This is a genomic window from Pseudohaliea sp., assembly GCF_040217025.1.
Classification (GTDB): Bacteria; Pseudomonadota; Gammaproteobacteria; order Pseudomonadales; family Halieaceae; genus Pseudohaliea.
Map to the genome: position 1 here is coordinate 576,778 of NZ_JAVJOA010000008.1, position 26,074 is coordinate 602,851.

The window sequence follows — 26,074 nt, forward strand, 5'->3', positions numbered from 1 at the left end:
CTCGCGAGTGTGCAGCGAAGCTGCACACACACTCGCGCGGTCGGCGCCCGACCTGGCCACGCCCCGCACGCCCTTACATAACCTACTGTTATGCGCACTTGTGGATAAGCGAACAGGCAGGTGCCCGGTGCCAGGATGGCGCGCCAGCGTGAAATCTCGTGGGGTTTGCCCCTCGCCGAGGAAGACATTGGCTCTCTCCGCGCCGTCGCTCTCCCGTGGTAGCGGCAAATCTTGCCTTGAGAGCATGGCCGTTCGGAACTCTCTGCCTGCGCAGAAGCCCTGACTGCTCCGCGATCGCTCTCGTGCCCGGCAGCAACAAACACACTGCATTCCTCCCGGCGATCGACGCTCCCGCCCCAAGACAGGTAGCGCCCTGTAGCAGCTGGGCCCCTGGAACGGGCTGTCTGCCGGTAACCCCCGCGCCGTACTGCGCTGCTTTTTTGGAACAACTTCGCGAGACCACCGGCCGGACGGCGGAGCCTGGCAGGCACCGGTCCAGCTGACGGCACTCGGGATCCGGCAGCGCTAGCGAGAGCCCGGCCGAAGGGCAAGCGGCTCATGCCGACAGACAAAGCCACCAGTAAATATTGTTTTAATACAAAAGGTTGGGGCACCTTTCTCCCCTGGATTCTCCGAATTCCTGCAACAAGTTTCAGAGCCAATTCCGGCCGTTCCCGGGTGGTGGCGCTGTAGATAAATGTTTTATGTTAAATAGAAAGATGCCTGCTCGCACGACTGCAAGGCCAAGGATCAACAAGGGGATCTCGCGACTGCCCCGTCGGGGGCAGCCGATTGCTCAGGCGAGCTTGCGATAGAGGCTGCGGACGCTGATGCCCGCCGCCTCGGCAGCGCGTTGCTTGTCCCCGCCGAGGTGGGCCAGCAACCAGCGCAGGTAGCGCTGCTCGGCCGCACGCAGGCTCAGGTCTTCGGGGACTGTGGACGTGGACGCCGGCGCAGGGGCCCCCTCCTCCCCCGCCAGCCGATGCCGGGAGGGCGCCAGGGCGCGATCGATCACGTTGCGGTCGATGACGTTGGTGTTCGCCAGCAGCATCGCCCGCGCGAGGATATTACGCAGCTCGCGGATGTTGCCCGGGAACCGGTGCTGGCGCAGCCGGTCCGCGGCCGACTGGGTGAGGTGATGGTGCCTGCCCTCCCCCAGGTCCTCGAGGATCCGGCGGGCGATGCCCTGCAGGTCCTCCAGGCGCTCGCGCAGCGCAGGCACTCGGATGGGAAACACGTTGATCCGGTAGTAGAGGTCCTCCCGGAACTGCCCCTCGGCGACGAGCTGCTCGAGGTCCTTGTGCGTGGCGCAGACCAGGCGGAAGTCTGAGTGGCGCACCTCGGTGCTGCCGACCTGCCGGTAGGTGCCCGTCTCGATGAGCCGCAGCAGCTTTACCTGCAGCGGCAGCGGCACGTCGCCGATCTCGTCCAGGAACAGCGTGCCGCCGTTGGCCGCCTCGACGAGCCCGGGCTTGTGGAAGTTGGCCCCGGTGAACGCGCCGCGGACATGGCCGAACAGCTCGCTCTCGAACAGGGTCTCGGTGAGGCCCGCGCACTCGAGCGTGACCATGTGCCGCTTTGCCCGCCGGCTGTGCTGGTGGATGGCGTGCGCCGCCAGCTCCTTGCCGGAGCCGGACTCGCCGGACAGCAATACCGCGACCTCGCCCGGGGCAACCCGCGAGATGAGCCCCATCATCTCGTTGAAGGCCGGCGAACTGCCGGTCATGGCCAGTTCGGGTTCGTTGACGCTGCCCGTGCGCAGGGGGCGAAGCAGCTCGATGAAAAATTCGAGGTCGCCGGCCTCGTCGAACACCGGCAGCATCTCGACGTCCACGTGCTCTTCACCGCGCGGGGTCTGGTGGATATGAAGCACGCGTTCCCGGTTGCGCGAGGCGGTGGCCGCCCGCAGCGGGCAGGTCTCCCCGGCCTCGTCGCAGGGCCGGTCGTAGCCGTGGGACACGGCGTAGCAGCGTGGACGCTCCTCGCCCGGGTCCAGCTCGCCGAACTTCTCGCGGTAGAGGTCGTTGGTGGCGAGGATCTCGTAATCCCGGCTGACCAGGATCGCGGGGCTATCGTAGCTGTCGAGCATGCGGGCGACAGTGGGATGGGTATCGCGGGCGATAACGTTCATGTTTTGTCATTACTGTCAGTAAGCTCTGCCAATAATGACACAGCTGGCACAGTACCGCGAGGTGTCAGTTCCCGTAAACCCCCGGGGTTTACGCTCGTATCGAATTAAACTCTCTTATTATCAGGGGCTTGGAGCTGCACGGAAGCTGCCCTGGGCAACCTTGGCACGGCTCGTGCTGAACCGGGGTAAGGATGGCGCAGGCCCCGGCCGCGCCCGCAGCGAATCCTCGACAGCGATAACGCCAGGAGATATCACCATGCAAAGTGCCCAAGCCGCCGGCAGCGCCCTGAAGGCCGTGGTAACCCCCTTCTTCGACGAGCCCACGAACACCCTCAGCTACGTGGTCCGTGACCCGGACAGCAAAGCCTGCGCCGTGGTCGATTCGGTCCTCGACCTCGACTATCCCTCGGGCACCATCAGCTACACGAGTGCCGACCAGATCATCAGCTTCATCCGCGACAACCAGCTGGAACTCGACTGGATCCTCGAGACCCACGTGCACGCCGATCACCTGTCGGCCGCGCCCTACATCCAGCAGGAGCTCGGTGGCAGGATCGCCATCGGCGACCACATCACCACCGTGCAGGAGACCTTCGGCGAAGTCTTCGCCGCCGGCCAGCGCTTCGCCCGCGACGGCTCGCAGTTCGACGTGCTGCTCTCCGAAGGCGATGCCATCAACATCGGCGGTCTCACCGGCTACGCCATGCATACCCCAGGTCATACGCCGGCCTGCATGACCTACGTGCTCGGCGACGCGATCTTCGTCGGCGACACGCTGTTCATGCCGGACTACGGCACGGCCCGCTGCGACTTCCCCGGCGGTGATGCAGCCACCCTCTTCCGGTCCATCAAGCGTATCCTCGCGCTGCCCGAGGACATGCGCATCTTCGTCTGCCATGATTACCTGCCGAACGGTCGCGAACTCGAGTTCGAGACCACCGTGGGAGCGGAGCGCAAGGACAACATCCACGTCCACGACGGCACCAGCGAGGAAACGTTCGTGGCCATGCGCGAGAAGCGCGACGCCACCCTGGGCATGCCGACGCTGATCCTGCCCTCGCTGCAGGTCAATATGCGCGCGGGTCATATGCCGCCCGCGGAAGGCGAGCGCTTCTTCCTCAAGCTGCCGCTGAATGCCTTTGGCGGCCCGGATCTCGGCCGCCTGGCGCCGAAGGGGGAATAGGGTCATGAGCGTCGATATCATAAGAGTCAGCGACGAGTACGCCGTTTCCGCCCAGATCACCGCGGCCGACATCGAGGCGATCGTCGCCTCCGGCGCGAAAACCCTGCTCTGCAGCCGCCCCGACGGCGAGGCCAACGACCAGCCCACCTTCGCAGAGATCGAAGCGGTCGCCCGCGAGGCCGGCCTGGCGGTCGCGCACGTGCCGGTCATCTCCGGCAAGGTGAACGAGACCAACGTGGACGACTTTCTCGCGGTGGTGGAGAAGCTGGACAAGCCGATCCACGCCTACTGCCGCACGGGTACCCGGTCCATGACCCTGTGGACGCTCTACCAGCGCCGCCTCGGCGTGCCCGATGACGACCTGCTGGCGCGGGCGAAGGCCTGCGGCTACGACCTGTCGCAGGTCCTGGCGGCAAAGGGCAAGGCCGCCGCCGTTGCCGGCCCCGGGCACCGCCGGGACCACTACGACATCGTGATCGTCGGCGCCGGCGCCGCCGGTATCGCCGTGGCCTCGAGCCTAGTGGCGCGCACGCAGGACCTGGCCATCGCCATCATCGACCCGGCGGCCGTGCACTACTACCAGCCCGGCTGGACCATGGTCGGCGCCGGCGTGTTCACGCAGCAGGAAACGGTGAAGACCACCGCGTCGCTCATCCCCCGCGGCGTGACCTGGATCCAGGCGGCCGTCGGCGACCTGGAGCCGGACCACAACCGTGTGCTACTGGAGGACGCCCGGCCGGTTTACTACGACCGGCTCATCGTCGCGCCGGGCATCAAGCTCGACTGGAACGGCATCGAGGGCCTGGTGGAAACGCTCGGCGACAACGGCGTGACCTCCAACTACCGCTTTGACCTCGCCCCCTACACCTGGGAACTGGTGAGCCAGCTGCGCAGCGGCCGCGCCGTATTCACGCAGCCGCCCATGCCGATCAAGTGCGCCGGGGCGCCGCAGAAGGCCGTGTACATGTCCTCGGACCACTGGAAGCGCAGCGGCTGCCTGGACGACATCGACATCGCCTTCTACAACGCCGGCCAGGTGCTCTTCGGCGTCAAGGAGTACGTCCCGGCGCTCATGTCCTACATGGAGAGCTACGGCGTCGACCTGAACTTCGGCAAGCGCCTGGTGCGCGTCGACGGGCCGGGCCGTACCGCCTGGTTCGCAACGCAGAATGCCGACGGCGAAACCGTGGAGGAGAGCACCCGCTTCGACATGATCCACGTCGTCCCGCCGCAGACGGCGCCCGATTTCGTCCGCGCCAGCCCCCTGGCCGACGAGGCCGGCTGGGTGGACGTGGACCAGAACACGCTGCAGCACAAGCGCTACGCCAACGTCTGGGGGCTCGGCGACGCCATGAACGCGCCGAACGCCAAGACGGCGGCCGCCGCGCGCATGCAGGCGCCGATCGTCGCCAACAACCTGCTGCAGGACATCGGCAAGGCGCGCGGCGTCGCCCACTACAACGGCTACGGCTCCTGCCCGCTCACGGTGGAACGGGGCAAGATCGTCCTCGCGGAATTCGGCTACGGCGGCAAGCTGCTGCCCAGCTTCCCGCGCTGGCTCATCAACGGGGAGAAACCCTCGCGGCTGGCCTGGATCCTCAAGGAAAAGATCCTGCCGCCGGTCTACTGGAAGGCCATGCTGCGCGGCCGTGAGTGGATGGTCGAGCCCGAACGGAGCAAGCCCGGCGCCAGCGCTGCATGAACGGGGGCCCGGCCCGCTTCCTGCCGCCCCTGGCCTGGCTCCGGGGCTACGACGGCCCGACGCTCGCGAGCGACCTGCTGGCAGCGGTGATCGTCACGATCATGCTGATCCCGCAGTCTCTCGCCTATGCGCTCCTCGCGGGGCTGCCGCCGGAGATGGGGCTCTACGCGAGCATCCTGCCGCTGGTGGCCTACGCGCTGTTCGGCACCAGCCGCACGCTGTCGGTCGGCCCGGTCGCCGTGGCATCACTCATGACGGCAACGGCCGTGGGCAAGGTCGCGCAGGCCGGCACCGCCGATTACGCCAGCGCCGCGGTGGCCATGGCCCTGATGTCCGGCCTCATGCTCGCCGCCATGGGCCTGCTGCGCTTCGGCGCGCTGTCGAACCTGCTGTCCCACCCGGTGGTGTCCGGTTTCATCACCGCCTCCGGGATCATCATCGCCATGTCCCAGCTGCGCCACATCCTGGGCATTCACGCGCACGGTGAGACGCTGCTGGACCTCGGCCACTCGCTGCTCGCGCACCTTTCCGACTTCAACACGGTTACCCTCGGCACGGGGACCGCCGCCCTGCTCTTCCTGTTCTGGGTGCGCCGGGGCCTGGCGCCGCTGCTCACCCGCGCCGGCCTCTCGGAGACCGCGGCAGGCATGGTGGCAAAGGCCGGTCCGGTACTGATCATTGTGCTCACCACCCTGGCCAGCTACCTAGGCGGCTTCGAGGCCCGCGGCGTCGCCATCGTCGGCGCGGTTCCGAGCGGCCTGCCCGCCTTCAGCACCCCGGTGTTCGACGCCGAGCTCTGGTCGGAGCTGGCCGTCTCCGCGCTCCTCGTCAGCATCATCGGCTTCGTCGAGTCCGTGTCCGTCGGGCGCACCCTCGCCGCCAGGCGGCGCCAGGCCATCGACGCGAACCAGGAGCTCATCGCCCTCGGCGCCGCCAACGTGGCCTCCGGCATTTCCAGCGGTTTCCCGGTGACCGGCGGCTTCTCGCGCTCCGTGGTCAACTTCGATGCCGGGGCGCAGACCCAGCTCGCCAGCGTGTTCACCGCCGCGGGTATCGCCCTCGCCGCGCTGTTCCTGACGCCGGTGCTCTACTTCCTGCCCAAGGCCACGCTGGCGGCCACGATCATCGTCGCCGTGACCTCCCTGATCGACTGGGGCATCGTCCGCCTGGCCTTCCGTTACTCGCGCTCGGACTTCATCGCGGTGACCGCGACCATTGCCGTCACCCTGGCGCTGGGGGTCGAGCTCGGCGTGCTCGCGGGAATCATCGCCTCCATCGCCCTGCACCTGCACAAGACCTCGCGGCCGCACATCGCCGTGGTCGGCACGGTGCCCGGCACGGAGCACTACCGGAACGTCGAGCGGCACGACGTGGTGACCTACCCGAACCTCGTCTCGATCCGAGTCGACGAGAGCCTGTACTTCGTCAACGCGGCGTACCTGGAGAGCGCCATCTACGACATCGTCGCCGCGCGGCCGGGGGTGGAACACGTGATCCTGCAGTGCGCAGCCGTCAACGAGATCGACCTGTCGGCCCTGGAAGCGCTGGAGAACGTCGACCACCGGCTGCGCGAGCGCGGCATCGCGCTGCACCTGTCGGAAGTGAAGGGGCCGGTGATGGATGCCCTGAAGCGCACGGATTTCCTCGACCGCCTGAGCGGCGAAGTCTTCCTGAGCCAGCACCAGGCGGTGGCGGCGCTGCGCCGCGCGGAAGGTTAGCGGCGACGCCGGGACTCAGACCTGGCGCCGGTCGAGGCCCCGCTGCCAGAGCCTGAGGATGGCGCGGGTCACCGCCTCTTCGGCCGCCACCCCGAGCCGGTCCTGCCAGCTGCGCCGCTGGACGAAGCGCACGGCCAGCAGGTCGCGCTCTGCCGCCAGCGACGTCAGCAGGGCATCGGAGGTGCTGAGCTCGTCGACCAGCCCCGCCTCCAGCGCCCGGCGGCCATACCAGATCTCGCCGGTAGCGACCGCGGCCACGTCCAGCGCCGGACGGTTCTCGTGCACGAAGGCCTTGAACAGCTCGTGCGTCTCCTCGAGCTCCTCCTGGAACTTCTGCCGGCCCTTGTCCGTGTTCTCCCCGAACAGCGTCAGCGTGCGCTTGTACTCGCCGGCGGTGAGCAGCTCGACGTCGACGTCGTGCTTTTTCAGGAAGCGGTGGAAATTCGGCAGCTGGGCCACGACACCGATGGAGCCGAGCACGGCAAAGGGGGCCGCGACGATGCGCTCGGCGACACAGGCCATCATGTAGCCGCCGCTGGCGGCGACCTTGTCGACGCAGACGGTCAGCGGCATGCCGGCGTCGCGCAGGCGCTGCAGCTGGGACGCGGCGAGGCCGTAGCCGTGCACGATGCCGCCGGGGCTCTCCAGGCGCAGAATCACGTCGTCACCCTCGCGCCGCGCGGCGAGGACGGCGCTCACCTCCTCCCGCAGCTGCTCGGCGGCGGCCGCGCGCAGGTCGCCCTCGAAGTCGAGCACGAAGGTCACCGGCCGCTCGCGGGGGGCGCCCCTGTCGCCGCCCTTCCCGGCATCCTTCTCGGCGCCCTTCCGGGCCGCCTTCTGCGCCCGCTTGTGCGCCTTGCTGCGCGCCTTGGCGGCGGCCTTGTCCGACTTCTCCCGCGCCTTGGCCGCCGTCTTGGCGCCCTCCGGGTCCAGGGCCTCGGCCAGCGTGTCGGCGTGGTGCCGGTAGCGCTCGTGCAGCTTGTGCACTTCCATGTGGCCGTCGCTGCCGCCCTTCTTCTGCCGCTGGGCGATCACGGCGATGCCGAGCACCAGCAGGAGCAGTGCGAGCACCACGCTCACCGCCTGTGCCAGGAAAAGGCCGACCTCACTCAGGAATTCCACGTGTCGTGCTCCCCCGCCATCAGGCGATCTCGTCGATGTAGGTCTGGATCAGCTGCCCGGCGATCGATTGCGGTGGCGGCACGGGCGGCAGGTCCCGGTAGTGAAACCAGTCCGCGTGGGCGATCTCGCCCGGCTCGCAGCGGATATCGCCGCCGGCATAGCGGGCGTGGAAGCCCACCATGAGCTGGTCCGGGAAGGGCCAGGGCTGGGACCCGTAGTAGCGCAGCTCATCGACCTCCACGCCGACCTCCTCGCGCACCTCCCGGGCCACGCAGTGCTCGAGGTTCTCGCCCGCCTCCACGAAACCCGCCAGGGTGCTGTAGAACGGCCGCCGCGTGCGCGCGTTGCGCGCGAGCAGGAGATGATCGCCGTTGGTCACCAGCACGATGACGCAGGGCGAGATGCGCGGGTAGACGCTGCGGCCACAGCGCTCGCAGCGCATCGCCCGCTCACGCCCGTCCAGGGCCATCGGCTCGCCGCAGCGCCCGCAGTAGCGGTGGTCCCGCTCCCAGGCGAGCAGTTGTGCTGCGCGGCCGGCCAGGGCGAAGAGCGGCTCCTCGACCCGGCCGAGGAGCTGGTAGAGGCTGCCGCAGTGGTGTTGCATCGGGTCCAGCGCCTCGTTCTCGATTTCCACGGCGAAGCAGGGCCGCCCCTGCCAGCTGCCGATGTACTGTTCCCGGCAGACGGTCCAGCCGTTCGCCGCCAGCTGCCCCTCGCTCAACGCGCAGCCGTCCGGGGCGCGCAGCTCGCTCACGAGCTGTCCCTCGCGAAAAACGAAATGCAGTGCGCGGTCCCGGGACGCCGGGGGCGGCGTTTCGAAATCGAACATGGTGAAAAGTCTGCTCTGGCGACGGCCGCGTATGGTAGGCAGGCGGAGGATGAGACCGCAAGGGCGGGCGCTTACCCCGCTCACCGAATTTGCCGTACACTACGCCGCTTTCAATCCCGGACAGAGTGAACTCCCATGAGCGAATCGACCGCCCAGGCGCTGTGGCAGAACTTCCTCGGCCCGTCTCCGGCCTGGTACAAGAAGACCATTATCGGTTTCCTGCTGATCAACCCCGTGCTCCTGATGACTCTCGGCCCCTTCATCACCGGCTGGTTCCTCATCGCGGAGTTCATCTTCACCCTGGCCCTGGCGCTGCGCTGCTACCCGCTGCAGCCGGGCGGTCTCCTCGCCATCGAAGCGGTGGTGCTGGGGATGACCACGCCGCACATGGTCTACGACGAGGCGATCCACAACTTCGAGGTGATCCTGCTGCTCATGTTCATGGTGGCGGGCATCTACTTCATGAAGGAGCTGCTGCTCTTCGTGTTCACGCGGATCCTGCTAACGGTGCGCTCCAAGAAGCTGCTCGCGCTCCTGTTCTCCTTCGTAGCCGCCTTCCTGTCCGCCTTTCTCGATGCGCTCACCGTGACGGCGGTACTGATCGCCGTCGGCGTCGGCTTTTATTCCGTGTATCACAAGGTCGCCTCCGGCAAGGGCTCGGCGGACGACCATGATCACGGCGACGACGCCACCATCCACGCCAATCACCGCGAGGACCTGGAGCAGTTCCGCGCCTTCCTGCGCAGCCTGCTCATGCACGGCGCCGTCGGCACCGCGCTTGGCGGCGTGTGCACGCTCGTCGGCGAACCGCAGAACCTGCTCATCGCCTCGGTGGCCGAGTGGGAGTTCGTGCACTTCGTCAAGGTGATGGCGCCGGTGACCATGCCGGTGCTGGCCTGCGGCCTGCTCACCTGTCTGCTGCTGGAGGTAACCGGCAAGTTCGGTTACGGCGCCACGCTGCCCGACAACGTCCGCATCGTCCTGCAGGACTTTCAGCAGGAGCAGGAACAGCACCGTAACGCGCGCATGAACGCGCGCCTGGTCGTGCAGGCGCTGGTCGCCGTGCTGCTGGTCGTGGGCCTGGCCATGCACTGGGCCGCAGTTGGCCTCATCGGCCTCATGATCATGGTGCTGCTGACGGCCTTCAACGGCGTGGTGGAAGAGCACCAGATCGGTCACGCCTTCGAGGAGGCCCTGCCCTTCACCGCGCTGCTGGTCGTGTTCTTCGCCATCGTGGCTGTGATCCACGAGCAGCACCTGTTCACGCCGGTAATCGACGCGGTGCTGGCCATGGAGTCGGATATCCGCCCTGCCATGTTCTTCCTCGCCAACGGTATCCTGTCGATGATCAGCGACAACGTCTTCGTGGCAACGGTGTATATCAGCGAGGTAAAGGCGGCGCTGGATGCGGGCACCATCACCCGCGAGGAATTCGACCACCTGGCCGTCGCCATCAACACCGGCACCAACCTGCCCAGCGTGGCGACACCGAACGGCCAGGCGGCCTTCCTGTTCCTGCTGACCTCGGCGCTGGCGCCGCTGATCCGCCTGTCCTACGGCCGCATGGTGATCATGGCCTTCCCGTACACGCTGGTCCTCGGCGGCGTGGGCCTGGCCTGCGTGCACTTTTTCATCGCCTGAGCGTCGTCGCCCGGGGGTCAGGGCCCCGGGGTGATGGCGGTGCCTTGATGGTCTGAAAGCGCCCGCAGTGCCCGCCGGCGCCGGCTCACCCCCGGCGCCAGGCCACCTCGCCGCCGCAGGCGGACGCGATCGCATCCAGGGCCGCCTCGTGGGCGGCCAGCTCTGCCGCGCTGGGCGCGATCACCGGCAGCCGGGGCCTGTCCGCCGGCAGCCGTCGCGGCTCCGCGCCACCGCTCTGCCCGTCCGCCGCGCGGCTCGAGGCCTCGAGTTCGAAGGTCGTCTGGCCACCGGTCATCGCCAGGTAGACGTCGGCGAGGATCTCCGCGTCGAGCAGCGCGCCGTGCAGTTCCCGGGAGGAGTTGTCGACGTCGTAGCGCTGGCAGAGGCTGTCCAGGTTGTTGCGCTGGCCCGGGTGCCGGTCGCGGGCCATCAGCAGCGTGTCGACCACCCGGCAGCGGGCGGCGAGGCCCGGCTCACTGCCATCGACCCGGCGCAGCTCGCTGTCGAGGAAGCCGACGTCGAAGGGCGCGTTGTGGATGACCAGCTCCGCGCCGTCGATGAATTCGAGGAACGCCGCGGCAACGCGGGCGAAGGGCGGTTTGTCAGCCAGGAACTCGTTGGTGATCCCGTGCACCTCGATGGCGCCGGGGTCGATCTCCCGCTCCGGGTTGATGTACTGGTGGAAATGGCGGCCGGTCAGGCGCCGGTTCAGCACCTCGACACAGCCGATCTCGATCACCCGGTGGCCCTGGCTCACCTCGAGGCCCGTGGTTTCCGTGTCCAGTACGACCTGTCTCATGGCGCTTCCATCGTGAGTTCGTCGATGCCGCGGTTGGCAAGCGCGTCGGCGCGCTCGTTGCCCTCGTGGCCGCTGTGGCCCTTCACCCACTCCCAGTGTACCTGGTGCCGCTGTGCCTCCGCGTCGAGCGCCTGCCAGAGCTCGGCATTCTTCACCGGCTTCCTGGCGGCGGTGCGCCAGCCGCGTGCCTTCCAGGCCGGCAGCCACTCCGTGAGCCCCTTCATGACATAGGTGGAGTCGGTCGTGAGGGTGACCTCGCAGGGCTCGCGCAGGGCCTTCAGGCCCTCGATGGCGGCGCGCAGTTCCATGCGGTTGTTGGTCGTCGCAGCTTCGCCGCCGTAGAGCTCGCGCTCGTGGTCGCCATAACGCAGGAGTACTCCCCAGCCACCGGGCCCCGGGTTTCCGCGGCAGGCCCCGTCGGTGAACATTGCAACGCGCTTCACGCGGCGATATCGCTGCCCTGGCGCCGCGGGTGCCGCGGCATGCCGCCGGAGGATGCGGCCGGCTTCGGCACGAGGCCCATGAGCCGGCGCGGCACCGCCAGGCGTTCCGGGGCCCGGCGGATGTTGGGCACTTCCTTGATCGCGTGCGCGATATACAGGGAGCCGCCCGGGAGGTTGCGTCGCATCGCCCAGCTGTCGACCCGGCTAACCATGCGGTGCAGCCGGTCCCCGCCCCAGAGCGGCAGCGGGCAGACATGGTGAAAGTGTTCGAGTTCGCAGCCGACCAGGTGCAGCCAGTCCGTCAGGCGCCCCTGGCTCACGGGGCGCAGGGCCCGCCAGGGGCCGCGGCGCGCGAGGCCGCGAGCGCGCTGGGACAGGCCGAGCAGGCTCGCCGGGTTGAAGCCGATGATGAGCAGGTGCCCGTGCGGCGTGAGCACGCGCTGCATTTCGCGCAGGCACTGGTGCGGCGTCGAACAGAAGTCGAGCGTGTGCAGGGCGACCACCATGTCGACGCTGTCGCTTTCCAGCGGCAGCTCATCGCAGTGGCAGACCAGGCTGACACCGCCCGCCGCCTGTTCGCCGGCGAGCACACGGTGGTTGATCGGGCTCTGGCCGAGGAGGTTGCGCAACGGCAGCGGGCCGAGCTGCAGCGTGTGATAGCCGAAGGCCACGTCGAGCAGGGGCCGCAACCGCTCGCGCAGCGCGCCGTACAGGAACTCGCCGCCGTCGCGCGCGTACCAGGTTTCCAGTTGCTGGGAAATCTCGCTAAACTCGCGGTTCATCCGGGCACCACGTGCTGGCCAAGTTATGAGGGTAGCCAGCGCGGGATGTCTTTGGCAACCGCTTTTCTTCGCGAGGGACCCCATGGCAGCGATCGAGCCCCTGCGCGCCTTCAGCGACAACTACATCTGGCTCTTCGACGACGGGGCCGGCAGCGCCTTCGTGGTCGACCCCGGCGACCCGGAGCCGGTGCGCACCGCCCTCGAGGCGCGGGGCCTGGCCCTCGAGGCTATCCTGGTCACCCATCACCATTTCGACCACGTCGGCGGCGTCGAGGCGCTGAAGGCGGAAACCGGCTGCACCGTGTACGGCCCCGACAACCCCGGCCTCCCCTTCATCGACCGCCGCCTGCGCGACGGCGATGCGGTCACGGTACTGGGGCTCGCCTTCGAAGTGCTCACGGTGCCCGGGCACACGCTGGACCACATCGCCTACTTCGCGGCCTCGCCGAATCCCGTGCTGTTCTGCGGCGACACGCTTTTCGCCGGCGGCTGCGGGCGGCTCTTCGAGGGGACCCCGGCGATGATGCACGCCTCGCTGCAGCGTCTCGCGGGCCTGCCGGCGGAAACGGCGGTCTACTGCGCCCACGAGTACACCCAGGCCAACCTCGCCTTCGCCAGTGCCGCGGAGCCGGCCAACGCGGCCCTGGCTGCCCGCGTTGCCGAGGTACGGGAACGGCGCGAGCGTGACGAGCCCACGGTTCCGTCCTCCATCGCACTTGAGCGCGAGACCAATCCCTTCCTGCGCCCCGACGCCGACGGCATCCTCGCCGGTCTCAGCGCGGCGGGGCAGACGCCCGCGGCGGACAGCGTCGGCCGCTTTGCCCAGCTCCGCGCCTGGAAGGACGGTTTCTGAACCATGGCTTCTCTGAACCACGGCTGCTGAATGATGGCCGAGCGGATGACCCGCCTTTTCCTTGCCGTCCTGGCGGTGCTCCTGCTCGGCGCCTGCCAGGCCCTGGGGCCGGTCGGCGCGGAGGTCGCGCAGGAGAGTACCCCCTCCGGTGACGACCTGCTGGTGTCGGCCCCGGCGCGAAAGCCGGTCGAAGCCCCCCTGCCGCCCCCGGAGGACCTCTGGGAACGGCTGCGGCGCGAACTGCGCTGGCACGACATCCACAATGCCCACGTCGCCCGCGCCCGGGACCACTTCCTGTCCCAGCCGCGCTACCTGTCGGTGGTCGGTGAACGCGCCGGCAACTATCTCTTTCATATCGTCGAGGCCGTCGAGGCGCGGGACATGCCGGCGGAGCTGGCGCTGCTGCCGCTGGTGGAGAGCACCCTCAACCCCTACGCGGTCTCGCCGCAGCGGGCGGCGGGGCTGTGGCAGATCATGCCGGCCACCGCCGATTACCTGGGCATGCCCCGGGACTGGTGGTACGACGGCCGGCTGGACGTCCGCCTGGCCACGGACGTGGCCCTGGACTACCTGCAGGCGCTCCACGACGATTTCGACGGCGACTGGCTCCTCGCCCTGGCCGCCTACAACGCGGGGAAAGGGCGCGTCGCGAAGGCAGTAGCGCGCAACGAGCGCGCCGGCCGGCCCACCGATTACTGGTCGCTGCAGCTGCCCCGGGAGACGCGCCACTACGTGCCGAGGCTGATCGCCTTGGCGGCCATCGTGCACTACGCCGACGCGCTCGGCGCAGAGCTGCCCCCGGTTCCCAACGCGCCGGCCTTCGTGGCCGTACCGACCGGCGGCCAGATCGAGCTGCAGCGGGCGGCACAGCTCGCCGGCGTCGACCTGCGCACACTGCGGGCCCTGAACCCCGGCCACCTGCGCTGGGCCAGCGCGCCGGGGCAGGACGAACTGCTGCTGCCCGTGGACCGGGCGCAGCGGTTCCGCACCGGTGTGGCGGCGCTGGCGCCGGAGGACAGGGTATCCTGGGCCCATTACCGCATCGAGCCGGGTGACAGCCTGGTGCGCATCGCCCGCCGCTTCGACACGCAGGTGGCGCTGCTGCGCGAGGTCAACGATATCGACGGCCACCTGATCCGGGCCGGGGACACGCTGCTGATCCCGCGCGGCTCCGCGTGGCCCGACAGCCTGGCCCTCGCGGACGCGGCCGGCCCGCGCAAGCCCCGCGGCTACCGGGTGCGCGCCGGGGACTCGCTCTACCGCATTGCCAGCCGCTTCAACGTCACCGTGGATGACCTGGTCAGCTGGAACGCCCTGGACCCGGGCCAGTACCTGCAGCCGGGCCAGCAGCTGCGCCTGTTCCCGAACGGCCGCTAGGCGGTTTTCCCGGGCGCTTCTCCGGGCGTTTCCTCCGGCGCCCTCTTCCCGCTGAAGAGCAGCGCGTACAGCGTCGGCACCACGAATAGCGTCAGCAGCGATGCGAAGCCGAGTCCCGCCATGATCGTCACCGCCATGTTCACGAAAAACACATCGCCGAGCAGCGGGATGAGACCGAGGATGGTGGTCGCCGCGGCGAGGATCACGGGGCGCAGGCGGCTCACGCCGGCGTCGAGGATGCCCTCCTCCAGCGCCTTGCCCTCGGCCAGCTGCTGGTCCATCTCCTCGATGAGCACGATGGCGTTCTTGATCAGCAGGCCGATGAGCGACAGGCCGCCGAGCAGCGACATGAAGTCGAAGGCGCCGTCGGCGATGAGCAGCCCCGCCGTGATGCCGACGATCGCCAGCGGCACGGTGAGCCAGATGATCAGCGGCTGGCGCAGCTTGCCGAACAGCAGCACCGTGGTCAGCACCATGAGCAGCACCCCGGCGGGGAACACGCTGAACAGGCCGCCCTGGGCGTTGCTCGCATCCTCGAACTCCCCGCCCCAGCTCAGGCTGTAGCCCGGCGGCAGCTCGATCGCCTCGACCCGGGGGCGCAGCCGCGCGAATAGCGGGTCGGTCAGTTCACCCACCGGGTTGCAGGAGGCGATGATGGTCTGCTGCCGGTCCCGGCCGCGAATGACGGCATTCTCCCAGCGTGTCTCGAAGCTGCTGACCACCTGCGTGATCGGGACCGAGCGGCCGAGGGCCGTGCTCCAGACCTGCAGGTCGCGCAGGCTGGCGATATCGTCGCGGTCGCTGGCGGCGGCGCGCAGGTAAATGGGCAGCACCCGGTTGCCGTCGCGAAAGGTGCCGGCGGCCGCGCCGTCGTGGCCGTACTTGAGCGCCTTGCCGAGGTCCTCGCGGCTGATGCCGAGCCGTCGCCCCGCCTGCTCGTTGAAAACGGGGCGCAGCACCTTCACCGGTGAACGCCAGTCATCGCGCACGTCCCGGGCACCGGGGTCGGCACGCATGATCTGCTTGGCTTCCTCTGCCAGGCGGCGCAGCCCCACCGGGTCCGGGCCCGAGAAACGCGCCTCGATCTTCGCGTCGCGCCCGGGGCCCATGCGCAGCGGCTTGACCAGCGGGTCGAGCCAGGGCATCTCGACAGCGAGCATCGCCTCGAGACGTGCGCGCAGCGGGGCGATCTGTTCCAGTGTCTCCGTGCGCACGATCACCTGGGCATAGACCGGCGAGGGTTCCTTGGCGTCGTAGACCAGGGTGAAGCGCTGGTGCGGACCGCCGATCACCGCGGCTGCCTGGGTCACTTCGGGCTGGTCCGCCAGCCACGCGCTGACCGCCCGCGCGTCATCCCGGGTCCTGCGGATATCAGTACCCTCCGGCTCCCAGAGATCGACGAAAACCAGCGGCGTACTCGAGGCCGGGAAGAAACCCGCCTTGACCTGCCCGAAGCCGACCACCGCCGCCACGAACAGCAGCAGCACGACGGCCACGGTCAGCCACCGGTAGCGCAGCGCCTGTGCCAGGAGCCGTCGATAGCCGCGGAACAGGCGTCCGTCGTAGGCGCCTTCGGCCGCCGGCGGCGCCTCTTTCATCAGCAGCGCGAACAGCAGCGGCGTCGAGCTGACCGCCGTCACCCAGGACAGGGCGAGGGAGATGAGGATCACCCAGAACAGCGACCCGGCGAACTCGCCGGTGTTGTCCGTCGACAGTGCGATGGGCGAGAACGCGAGGATGCCGATCGCCGTGCCGCCGAGCAGCGGCACCATGGTCTTGCCCACCGCCTCGCCGGCGGCGCTGCGGGCGCTGGCGCCGGCCTGCATGCGGACCTGCATGCCCTCGGCCACCACGATGGCGTTGTCCACCAGCATGCCAAGGGCAATGACGAGCGCGCCCAGGGAGATCCGCTGCAGCTCGATCCCGTACAGGTGCATGAACAGCAGCGTACCGGCCACGGTGATGAGCAGCACCGCGCCGATGATGACGCCAACGCGCAGGCCCATGAACAGCAGGAGCACGACGATCACGATGGCGATGGCCTGGGCGACGCTGATGATAAAACCGGCCACGGAGTTCTCGACCTCCGTCGGCTGGCTGTAGACCGCCTCGAGGTGCATGCCCACCGGGATGCTCGAGCGCAGCTCTTCGAAACGCGCCCTGAGGGCTTGCCCGACCTCCACCACGTTCTGACCGGCGGCCATGGAGATACCGAGACTGAGCCCCGGCGCACCGTTCAGGTAGTAGAGCTTGCCGGGTACCTCGCGATAGGCGCGGGTGATCTCCGCCACGTCGCGCAGGCGCACCAGGCGGCCCCCGTCGGAACTGATCAGCGTGTCCCCCATGGCCTGCACCGAGCTGTAGGCACCGGTGGGGCTGAGGCGAAGGTACTCGTCACCGAGGGGCATGTTGCCGGCGTCGACGACGCTGTTCTGCGAGCCGAGCACGGCGGCGATCTGCTCCGGGGAGATGCCGAGCTCGCCGACCCGCGCCCGGCTGATGTCCACGTAGACGACCTCCTGCTGCACGCCGTCGATGGACACCTTGCGGACCCCCGGCACCAGCACCAGCTCGCGCTTGAGCGCGTCCGCGGTGTCGTAGAGGTCGCGCCAGCTGTAGCCCTCCCCCGTGAGCATGAGGTAGACGCCGTAGACATCACCGAAATCGTCGATGACCATGGGCTCGCCCGCGCCGGGCGGCAGCTCCCGGCGTACGTCGGCCACCTTGCGCCGCAGCTCGTCGAAAATGTCCGGCATTTCCGCCGCGCCGTAGCGATCCTTGAACTCGATGGTGATGTCCGACAGGCCCGGCCGGGAGACGGACATCTTGATGCGCTTGAGCTGCGGCAGGCGCTGCAGCGCGTCTTCGAGGTGGTAGGTGAGCTCCTCCTGCACCTCGCGCGCCGTGGCGCCGGGATAGGGGGTGAGGATCTTCGCCATCTTGATCGTGAAGGCGGGGTCCTCGAGCTTGCCCATGTTGACAAAGCCCCAGTAGCCGCCGCCGAGCAGCACGAGCACCAGCAGCCAGGCGCTGACGCGATTGTCGACGGACCAGGTTCCGATATTGGTCACGGGGCGTTCCTCAGCGGTCGCCGGGGCGGGGTTCCGCCTGCTCCAGCTGCGGCAGGGGCCGCACCCGCATGCCCTCGGAAAGGTACGGTGCCCCGACGGCGACGATCTCCTCGCCGCCCTCCAGCCCCGCGAGCACCTGGATGCGGTCGTCCGCAAGGCGCCCGGTCTCCACCGTCCGGGCGGTCACCGTGCCGGAAGCGCTGTCGTAGACCCAGACCTGCGCTGCCAGGGACGCATCGGCCTGCACCGCCTGCGCCGGCAGCCAGAACACCCGGTCGGCGGAGAGCAGGGGCGAGAAATCGACCGCCACCTCCGCCGTCATGCCCGGCAGCACCGTGAAGGCCTCTGGCGGCGGCATGCTGAAGGTTACCCGGTAAGTCTGCGTGGAGGCATCGGCACGGGTGGCAACCTCGCGCAGCGAGAGCGGCAGCTGCAGCTCCGGGTAGTCACTGAAGGTCGCCCAGGCCCGGACCCGTGCGGCGTCCGAGGAGGCCACATCCTCCTCCATTTCCACCGCGTCACCGCGGCGGACCTGGCGGATGATCGTCTCGGGCAGGTCGATGATCACGTCGAGCTGCTGATCACCCTGCAGGTAGAACACGGGCTGCCGTGCCTGCACCTCTTCGAAATTCTCCACCAGCCGCTGGGCGATGCGGCCCGTGAACGGGGCGCGAAGCTCCGTGTAGGCGAGGTTGTTCCGCGCCTGCTCGAGGGCGGCCTCGGCGCTGCGGAACTGCGCTTCCATGCGGTCGTAATCGAGGCGGGAAATGCTGCCGCTCTCGACCAGCTCGCTCGCCCGGCGGTAGTTGCGCTCGGCGTTGTCGAAGGTGGCCTGGCGGTCGGCAAGGGCGGTCTCGTAGTCCGTCGGATCCAGGCGGGCGATGACGCCGCCGGCCTCGACCCGGTCGCCCTCGCGCACCCGTATCTCCCGCAGCTGCCCGCCGACGCGGAAAGACAGCTCCGCCTGCTGCGTCGCTTCTACCCGCCCCGGGAAGCGGCGCAGCTCGCTGCCGGCGCTGTCCCCGACGACGATCGTGCGCACGGGCCTGGCGGCGCTTTCTGCCGGCGGGCCGTCGCCCCGATCGCCGCAGGCCGCCAGCGCCAGCGGCACGCAGCACAGGACCGTCATCAGTCGCAGGCGGGTAGGCATGGGGGTAGCTCCTGGGGCGGTGGGCGTCACCAGTATAGCGACGACAGGATTCAGGGGAAGCGCAGCAGGCGCCCGAGGGCGGTGAAGTAGAGCGCCGAGCGCACCGGGCCACCGACGATGGCGGCGAGCGCTTCCCGGTAGGCCGCGAGCTGGGCGCCATGCGCCTCGGCCTCCCGCGCTTCGAAGACCTCGGGGGCTTCGCCGGGCAGCGGGCGGCTGGTCTTGTAGTCGATGATCCAGTGCTCCCCGGTCTCGCCGTCCCGGAAGCGACGGTCCAGTACCAGCTGCCGGAGTTCACCGGCATCGTCGAGGGCCGTCAGCGCCCACTCGGTCGCGCCCTCGGGGTGGGCGGCGAGGACCCAGCGGCCCCCTTCGTCAGCGAGCGTGCGATCGACGTGCTCGAGCACCTCGGCCAGGGCCTCGGCCTCATCCATCGCGGGCAGCCCCGCCTGCGCCAGGGACAGCGTGGCGAGGTGTCGCTCGGCCGCTCCGCATTGCGCGGGCAGCGGGTAGCGTCCGGCCAGGCCCTCGAGGACGCGGTGCACCGCGGTGCCGATGCAGCGCTCGCGCAGGCCGACGGCTTCCCAGGGGTTCTCGGCGACCGGCGCTTCCGACAGCGGTGCCTCCGGCGCGACCGGCACTGCGGCGAGGCGCTCGAGCGGCGGCGGTCCCTCCCCCGCAGCCGGCGCCGTCACGTCCACGACATGCTCCACGGCGCCGTCGAGGACGCGCGGCCACAGCGCCGCCGCCAGCGCTGCCGATGACGGGGCGCGAAAGCTCTCCCGTCGGTCGTCCCAGCCCGGCCGCGCACAGAGCACGAGCTCGCGCACGGCCCGGGTCGCGCCGACGTAGAGAAGCCGCGTGGCCTCCAGGCTCCGCTTCACCGCCGCCTCCTCGCGCAGGTACTGGTACAGGCTCGGCGAGCGCCTGTCGCTGTGGTCTTCCGCCGCCAGCAGGAAGAAGCGCTCCCCCGCCCGGGTCACGTGCTGGTCCCAGGCCAGCAGTTCGCGGTCATCGCCGCGGGTGCCGCCGGCGATATCGAGGAGCCACACCCGGTCGAACTGCAGGCCCTTGGCCTTGTGCAGGGTCATCACCTGCACGGCGGCTCGCGGGTCGCCGGGCTCGGCATAGAGGCGGCCGACCTCGCGCTCTAGCCAAGCCACGTCCAGCCCGGCGGCCTCGGCGTCGGCTCGCTCGACGAGCGCGAAGAACTGCGCGGCGGCGCCGTCGCTTTCCGGCGGGTAGCAGGCCGGGCCGCCGAGGGCGAGCCAGGCCGTTTCCAGCCAGCCGCGCAGCCCGCGCCGGTCCCGGGTTGCCTCGGCGCGGGCGAGCACCGCGGCGACCGCCGCAAGGCGGGCCGCGCCCTCGGTGCTGAGGCCGGGGGCCCGGCGATCGCCGAGCAGCCAGCCGCTCACCGCGCCGGTCGCCGTTGCCTCGTGCACGGCAAGAAGGTCGGCCAGGCCGAGCCCACACCACGGCGCGCGCAGCAGCGAAAACCAGGCCAGCCGGTCGTAGCGGTCCGCCAGGGCACGGCAGAGGACGAGGAGGTCCCGGATGACCGGCCGGCTGCCCAGCGCATCCACGTCCTGGGCGGCGACCGGGGCACCGGCCGACCGCAGCCGGGACAACACCGGCTGCAGCTGACGCCGGGTGCGGCCGAGCACGGCACAGCTTTCGCCCGGGGCGTCGCGCAGCGCGGCGAGCACCCCGGCGGCGACGAAGTCGGCCTCGGCGGCCACCAGGTCCGCCCCGTCCTCGCCGCGGAAACAGTGCACGGCCACGGCGCCCCCGCCATCGCGGGTCGGGACGGCGGGCGTATAGCGGATGCGCCCGGCAACGACGTCGTCTTCCGGCGGGAAGGCCGCGGCAAACTGGTCGTTCACCCAGTCAACGACCGGTCGCACGGAGCGGAAGTTGCTGGCGAGCTGCAGCGGCGTGAGGCGCAGGCCGTTGAAGCCCTCGTCCCGGGCCTTGAGGAACAGGCTCACGTTCGCGTCCCGGAAGCCGTAGATGGACTGCATGCCGTCGCCGACGACCAGCACGGTGCGCGGCGCCCCGGGGTTGGCAGCGTTGTGCTCGGCCCAGTCCCGCGTCAGGCGCCGCACCAGCTCGTATTGCTTGATCGAGGTATCCTGGAACTCGTCGACCAGGATGTGCTCGATCCGGTAATCGAGGCGCAGGGCGAGATCCGTCGGGGCGTCGTCGTCACCGAGCGCATCGAGGGCGGCGAGCGCCATCTGCGAGTGGTCCACCGCGCCGCGACGCTGGAAGACGATGAAGAGCTGGGCCACGGCCTGGGGCAGCAGACGGGCGAGGCTGGCGAGGACCGGCCAGGCGCCCGCATCCTCCGCCGACGGCAGGATGCGCACCCGGGCCAGCGCCTCGGCGAGGTCCGTATCCGCCTGCACCGTTTCCAGCCAGCCATTCATGGCGGCGACCGCCTCCACCTTGCCGCCCCCCGGGAAGCCCTGGGCCCTGGTAACGCGCTTGCGCCAGGCGCCGTCGTTCGTCAGCAGCACGGCGGCGAGCTCCCGCCAGGCCGGCAGCGCCTCCGGCGACGGTGGCGGCATGCCCTCGAGCCGGTCGCCCTCTCCCTGCCCATGGCGCCAGGCCAGCAGAGCGTCCAGCGTCGCCGCGGCGGGTTGCAGGCGGGCGGCGAGATCGCCGAGAACGTCACCGGCGAGCGCCTGCAGTGCCGCGCGGAGATACGCCTCGGAGGCCGCTTCGTCGCGGTGCGCGCCGAGGTAGCTGAGCCACTGGTCGCGACGGGCCAGGAGCGAGGCGAGCAGGGTCGCGAGGCGCTCCCAGTGGTTGTCGAGGTGCGCTAGGAGCGCGGCGAGGTCCGGGTTCTGCGCCGGCGCCCGGTCGAGACCGGCAAGCAGACCCTCGGCCGCCTCCCGGTAGAGCTCGCTGGCATCGTCCACGGTGGCGACAGAGCCGCCCAGGTTGCTGAGCAGCGGCATCTGCCGCGCCAGCTCCGCGCAGAAGCTGTCGATGGTGCGCACGCGCAGCCGGTTGCCGTTGTCGAGGAGCCCCCAGCCCGCGTCCCGGTCCCTGGCCAGGACCTGGTCAGCGAGCGCCCGCGTGCGCCGGCCGTGCTCGCTTTCCACGGGCGCCTCGCTGGCCGCGTCGGCGAGCGCATCGAGAATCCGCTCGCGCATCTCGGCGGCCGCCTTGCGGGTGAAGGTGATGGCGAGCACCGCTTCCGGGTGCTCTACGCGCGCGAGGAGCGCGAGGAAGCGCTGGATCAACAGCTCCGTCTTGCCGGAACCGGCCGGCGCGCTCACGCAGACGCTGGCGGCCGGGTCGATCGCGGCGAGCCGTGCGTCGGCGTCCGCGAGCGTCACTCCACTGCCCCCGGCAGCGCGCTGTCCGCGGCGCCGAACTCGACGCCCTCGCCGGCGCTGTCCTCGACCGCGCCGATGCGGCAGAGGCTGGCGAGATCGCAGTGGCGGCAGGCGGTCGCCGTGGGCGCTACGGGCGCCTCGCCGGCCATCAGCTCCCCGGCCAGCGCCTCGAGGCGCTCCCGCCAGGCGCTGCGCAGTCCTTCCCAGTCCTCGACCGCCGGGTCGCCGGCAAGGTATTTCCCGAGGTTTTTCTCGAGGTCGGCAAGGCCCTCGCCCACCCCCGCCGCGAGCAGGCGCAGGTCCCGGGGGCGCAGCTGGGCGTAGGCGACCCCGTTCAGCGCCGGGCCGCGGGCCAGGCTGTACAGGGGCAGCTGGGGGCTGTCGATGCGTTCCCGGAAAATACCGGCGAGCTGGGTGCTGCCGCTCTTGTAGTCGATCACCAGCTCGCCGCCGTCCTCGAGGCGGTCGACCCGGTCCAGTTTCAGGTTCAGCACCAGCCCGGCGAGCGCCAGCTCGACGGGCTCTTCCCGGGCGATCACGGCAAAAGACTGCGGGCGCGCCGCCTCGAGGTCGAGCCAGGCGACCAGCGTATCGGCGAGACGCGCCTGCTCCAGGGCGAGGCAGGCGCCGCCGACGACCTGGCGCCGCTCGGGGCGCAGGGCATCCATGGCGGCCTCGGCGCTCGCCTCGCAATGCCGCCGCCTGGCCGGCCCGTCCAGGGCTGCGAGGGTCCCGCTGTCGCCGAGGCTGCCCCAGAGGCTGTAGAGGGCGCCGTGCAGCAGCACGCCGCGCTCCAGGGCATTGAGACCGGTGACCGGTTCCTCCGGCGCTGCGAGGCGCAAACGGTAGCGGGCGAAGGCGCGGAAAGGACAGGCGGCCTGCGACTCCAGCAGCCCGGCGCCGCCGCGCACGCCTTCCCCGCCGACGGCCGGGGCGCAGCTGTCCGCGACCGTTTCGAGCTCGAGGGCCTCCCGCCGCCGGCGCCAGGCCTGTTCGCCGGGGGCGGGTGCCGTCTCCGGCGCGGGGGCGTCGCCGAGGTAGGGGCTCGGCAGCAGCGGCGCGCCGTCCGCCGCCAGCGCCGTGCTCATGACCAGGCTGTCCACCGCCGCGGCGTAGCGCGCGAGCAGCCGGCTGGCGAAGGCGTGCTCCCCCTCCGGCGAGCACTGGGGCATGCCTGTGCGCCGCTGCAGGGACAGGGGGATGAGCGGGTTGGGCCGCGCCGGTGCCGGCCAGGCGCCGGCATGCATGCCGGAGACCCAGAGGGCGTCGAAGGCAAGGCCCGCGGCCTCCAGGGCGCCGAGCACCTGGATATCCGTATCGGCGGTCTTGGGCTGGAAAACACGCTGGCCGAGGCACTCGCGCAGCAGCTGCAGGGCCTCCGCTGCGCCGAGCGGCGGGCCGAGGGCGGCACAGCGCTCGAAGCTGCCGAGGGTCTCCTCCCAGAGCCCGTACTGCTGGTACTCGAGAGAATCGAGCCCCGTCCCCGGCCAGCCGAAAGCGGCCAGGAACTCGCGGAACCGCCCTACCCAGCCCGGGCCGTCGCGCCGTCCGGGGCGCTCCGTCTGCTCGCGCAGCTCCAGCAGCCGCTGCCCCAGTGCGGTCCCGGCACGGCCGGCCTGGTAGCGCAACAGGCCCAGCTCGATGCGCCGCGCGCCGAGGGCACGCAGCCGCTCGACGAAGGTCACCATCGCCGCGTCGTCCCGATCCGGCAGCGGCAGGAAACGGGAGCGCAGCAGCGCCAGGAACGCGGACAGGTCCACGCTGCCCTCGAGCAGCGCGAGCAGGCCCAGCGCATCGCGCACCAGCGGCGCGCGGTCGAGCGTGAGGCCGGCGCTGTAATTCACGGGCAGCCGGTGGTAGTTGGCATCGACGCAGTCGAAGGCCCGGCGCAGCTGGTAGTCGAGCGCCGCCCGGCGTACCGAATCCGCATCCACCACCACGCCGATCCTCGCGCCGGGCCGGGCGGCCGCAAGCGCCGCGCACCAGTCGGCGATCGCCCGCAGTTCATCGTGCTGCCCGGCATAGCAGCGGACTTCCGGCATCGCCCGGGGCGCCGCCGGCGGGGCCTCCTCGAGCGGCTCGCCGAGGCGTGCCAGGCAGGCATCGACCAGTGGTGACAGGTCGTGGCAGGCCACCAGGGTGAGCGGACCGGCGGCCGGCGCCGGGTCTTCGAGAAGGTCGCGCAGGCAGTCCGCGGGGGTCGCGGCACCGAGGCGTGCCAGCTCTTCCTCGAAGCGGTCCAGCCAGCGCAGGAAGTGCGCGCTGTCACCGCCCAGGCGGAAGAGCTGGCGCGTCGCCTCGTCGCCGCCGTCGATGCGCCAGCGAAGCAGCGTGTCGCGGGCGCGCTGCGCAAGCCGGGCGGCCTCGCCGGGCTGCAGGAGGGTGAACCCGGTAGCCCCGTCGTCGTCAGCGGCGATGACCTGCCGCCACAGGTAGTGCACGGCAGCCGGTTCGAGGCAGCGGCGCAGCGGCAGCCTTCCTGCGGCAACGGCATCCTCCCAGCGCGCCAGGAGCCAGCTCTCTACCGCCGAAGCCGGTGCCGCGGCCCAGGCCCGGGCGCCGGCCGCGCGCTGGCGCTCGTCCCAGGCGCGCTGAATGTAGCGCGCCAGCCGGTGGTTGGCGGTGAGCACCGTGTCGCCGCGCTCCAGCCAGGGTGCCAGCGGCGCGACGTCGAAGAGGGGTTTGGCGGCCATCGGGCTCCCGTGTTGCGGCGCCCCAGGTGAGGCGCCTGTGAAAGCGGGCGTCGCTGTTTTAGAATGCGGCGCCCTCTGCGCACCGGAGGGACTTTAGCAGGAAGGCCAGGAAAACCGCCATGAGCGAAAGCGAAGCGCAGAACACGGTTCACAACGTCAATGTCGCCGGGCAGGAAGTCCTCATCCCGCCGGCGGAGCTGAAGCGTGCCCTCCCCCTGGGCGAAGCGGCCCTGGCCACCGTCACCCGCAGCCGCCAGGTCCTCCGCGACATCCTCGACGGGCGGGACCCGCGCCTTTTCGTGGTGGTGGGGCCCTGCTCCATCCACGACCCCGAGGCGGCCATGGACTACGCCCGGCGCCTGCGCGTCCTCGCAGACGAGGTCAGCGACACCCTGTTCATCGTCATGCGCGCCTACTTCGAGAAGCCGCGCACGACCGTGGGCTGGAAGGGGCTGATCAACGACCCCTACATGGACGACACCTTCCGCATCGAGGACGGCCTGCGCATCGGTCGCCGGTTGCTGCTGGACATCCTCGAGCTCGGCCTGCCGACGGCCACCGAGGCCCTCGACCCGATCTCACCGCAGTACCTGCAGGACCTCATCGCCTGGTCGGCGATCGGCGCACGGACCACGGAGTCCCAGACCCACCGCGAGATGGCCAGCGGCCTGTCCTCCGCCGTGGGCTTCAAGAACGGGACGGACGGCAGCCTGACCGTGGCGACCAATGCCCTGAAGTCCGCGGCCCGGCCGCACCGCTTTCTCGGCATCAACCACGAGGGCCGGGTCTCCGTGTACACGACCCGCGGCAACCGCTACGGACACATCGTCCTGCGCGGCGGCTCCCAGGGTCCGAACTACGACTCGGTCCACGTCAAGCTCGCCGAGGCGGCGCTCGCCGAGGCCGGCCTCTCGACCAACATCATGGTGGACTGCAGTCACGCCAATTCGAACAAGCAGCCCGAGCTGCAGCCACTGGTCGTCGAGAACGTGGTCAACCAGATCCTCGAGGGCAACGAGTCCATCGTCGGCCTGATGATCGAGAGCCACCTGAACGCGGGCAACCAGCCGCTGGCGCCGCCGTCGGAACTCGCCTATGGCGTGTCCATTACGGACGGCTGTATCGGCTGGGAAGAAACGGAGAGCTGCCTGCGTGAGGCCGATGCCGCGCTGAAAGCGGCGCTGCCTGCGCGGCGGCGGGGCGCTGCGGCCGAAGCCGCTGCCCGGTAGAAGA

General features: G+C 70.1%; 17 protein-coding genes. 7 read left to right on the forward strand and 10 right to left on the reverse strand.

Annotated elements, in window-relative coordinates:
• Nucleotides 1-796: 796 nt before the first annotated feature.
• Nucleotides 797-2,131 carry a sigma-54 interaction domain-containing protein gene (locus RKE50_RS06865; RefSeq protein ID WP_350035409.1) on the reverse strand — a complete coding sequence of 445 codons (1,335 nt, stop codon included), beginning with the start codon at nt 2,129-2,131 and terminating at the stop codon, nt 797-799.
• 256 nt (nt 2,132-2,387) lie between these two features.
• Between RKE50_RS06865 and RKE50_RS06870 the strand changes: the two genes are divergently transcribed.
• The 3 genes from RKE50_RS06870 to RKE50_RS06880 are packed head-to-tail and all read left to right on the forward strand — an operon-like array spanning nt 2,388 to nt 6,734.
• Nucleotides 2,388-3,314, forward strand: coding sequence for an MBL fold metallo-hydrolase (locus RKE50_RS06870; protein WP_350035411.1), 927 nt, complete (start codon nt 2,388-2,390; stop codon nt 3,312-3,314).
• Nucleotides 3,315-3,318: 4 nt separating this feature from the next.
• Complete coding sequence (locus RKE50_RS06875) at nt 3,319-5,016, forward strand: bifunctional protein tyrosine phosphatase family protein/NAD(P)/FAD-dependent oxidoreductase (protein ID WP_350035413.1); 1,698 nt, start codon at nt 3,319-3,321, stop codon at nt 5,014-5,016.
• The gene (locus RKE50_RS06880; protein ID WP_350035414.1) at nt 5,013-6,734 is read left to right on the forward strand and encodes a SulP family inorganic anion transporter; all 1,722 of its coding nucleotides are present in this window, start codon (nt 5,013-5,015) and stop codon (nt 6,732-6,734) included. Before RKE50_RS06875 ends, RKE50_RS06880 begins: the two co-directional genes overlap by 4 nt.
• Before the next feature lie 15 nt (nt 6,735-6,749).
• On the opposite strand, the gene sohB is transcribed toward RKE50_RS06880, so the two are convergent.
• Both sohB and nudC read right to left on the reverse strand, forming a co-directional pair.
• Nucleotides 6,750-7,856: a protease SohB gene (gene sohB / locus RKE50_RS06885; RefSeq protein WP_350035416.1), complete on the reverse strand. Its 1,107-nt coding sequence runs from the start codon at nt 7,854-7,856 to the stop codon at nt 6,750-6,752.
• Nucleotides 7,857-7,875: 19 nt separating this feature from the next.
• A complete protein-coding gene (gene nudC, locus RKE50_RS06890) occupies nt 7,876-8,685 on the reverse strand; it encodes an NAD(+) diphosphatase (RefSeq protein WP_350035417.1) in 810 nt (269 codons plus the stop codon).
• Nucleotides 8,686-8,820: 135 nt separating this feature from the next.
• Here nudC and nhaB point away from each other — a divergent pair, with 135 nt between their 5' ends.
• On the forward strand, nt 8,821-10,326 hold the full coding sequence (gene nhaB / locus RKE50_RS06895; RefSeq protein WP_350035419.1) for a sodium/proton antiporter NhaB: 1,506 nt from the start codon (nt 8,821-8,823) through the stop codon (nt 10,324-10,326).
• Between the two features lie 85 nt (nt 10,327-10,411).
• Here nhaB and dnaQ read toward each other — a convergent pair whose 3' ends face one another.
• Genes dnaQ through RKE50_RS06910 form a run of 3 tightly spaced genes read right to left on the reverse strand, consistent with a single transcriptional unit; the run spans nt 10,412 to nt 12,350 of the window.
• Nucleotides 10,412-11,125, reverse strand: coding sequence for a DNA polymerase III subunit epsilon (gene dnaQ, locus RKE50_RS06900; RefSeq protein WP_350035421.1), 714 nt, complete (start codon nt 11,123-11,125; stop codon nt 10,412-10,414).
• Nucleotides 11,122-11,553, reverse strand: a complete 432-nt coding sequence (rnhA, locus tag RKE50_RS06905) for a ribonuclease HI (protein WP_502937884.1) — start codon at nt 11,551-11,553, stop codon at nt 11,122-11,124. The genes dnaQ and rnhA overlap by 4 nt, the downstream gene beginning before the upstream one ends.
• Before the next feature lie 11 nt (nt 11,554-11,564).
• Nucleotides 11,565-12,350 (reverse strand): class I SAM-dependent methyltransferase, encoded by a 786-nt coding sequence (locus RKE50_RS06910; protein ID WP_350035425.1) that lies wholly within the window; start codon nt 12,348-12,350, stop codon nt 11,565-11,567.
• A gap of 82 nt (nt 12,351-12,432) precedes the next feature.
• Between RKE50_RS06910 and gloB the strand changes: the two genes are divergently transcribed.
• Nucleotides 12,433-13,203, forward strand: coding sequence for a hydroxyacylglutathione hydrolase (gene gloB / locus RKE50_RS06915; protein WP_350035427.1), 771 nt, complete (start codon nt 12,433-12,435; stop codon nt 13,201-13,203).
• A 45-nt stretch (nt 13,204-13,248) separates the two neighbouring features.
• A complete protein-coding gene (locus RKE50_RS06920; protein WP_350035429.1) occupies nt 13,249-14,580 on the forward strand; it encodes a LysM peptidoglycan-binding domain-containing protein in 1,332 nt (443 codons plus the stop codon).
• Here RKE50_RS06920 and RKE50_RS06925 read toward each other — a convergent pair.
• The 4 genes from RKE50_RS06925 to RKE50_RS06940 are packed head-to-tail and all read right to left on the reverse strand — an operon-like array spanning nt 14,577 to nt 24,841.
• The gene (locus RKE50_RS06925) at nt 14,577-17,651 is read right to left on the reverse strand and encodes an efflux RND transporter permease subunit (RefSeq protein ID WP_350035431.1); all 3,075 of its coding nucleotides are present in this window, start codon (nt 17,649-17,651) and stop codon (nt 14,577-14,579) included. The genes RKE50_RS06920 and RKE50_RS06925 overlap by 4 nt on opposite strands.
• 10 nt (nt 17,652-17,661) lie before the next feature.
• On the reverse strand, nt 17,662-18,801 hold the full coding sequence (locus RKE50_RS06930; RefSeq protein ID WP_350035433.1) for an efflux RND transporter periplasmic adaptor subunit: 1,140 nt from the start codon (nt 18,799-18,801) through the stop codon (nt 17,662-17,664).
• Between the two features lie 50 nt (nt 18,802-18,851).
• Nucleotides 18,852-22,148 carry a UvrD-helicase domain-containing protein gene (locus RKE50_RS06935; RefSeq protein WP_350035435.1) on the reverse strand — a complete coding sequence of 1,099 codons (3,297 nt, stop codon included), beginning with the start codon at nt 22,146-22,148 and terminating at the stop codon, nt 18,852-18,854.
• On the reverse strand, nt 22,145-24,841 hold the full coding sequence (locus RKE50_RS06940) for a PD-(D/E)XK nuclease family protein (RefSeq protein WP_350035436.1): 2,697 nt from the start codon (nt 24,839-24,841) through the stop codon (nt 22,145-22,147). The genes RKE50_RS06935 and RKE50_RS06940 overlap by 4 nt, the downstream gene beginning before the upstream one ends.
• 119 nt (nt 24,842-24,960) lie before the next feature.
• On the opposite strand from RKE50_RS06940, the gene RKE50_RS06945 reads away from it, so the two are divergent.
• Nucleotides 24,961-26,070, forward strand: a complete 1,110-nt coding sequence (locus tag RKE50_RS06945; protein WP_350035437.1) for a 3-deoxy-7-phosphoheptulonate synthase — start codon at nt 24,961-24,963, stop codon at nt 26,068-26,070.
• Nucleotides 26,071-26,074 lie beyond the last annotated feature (4 nt).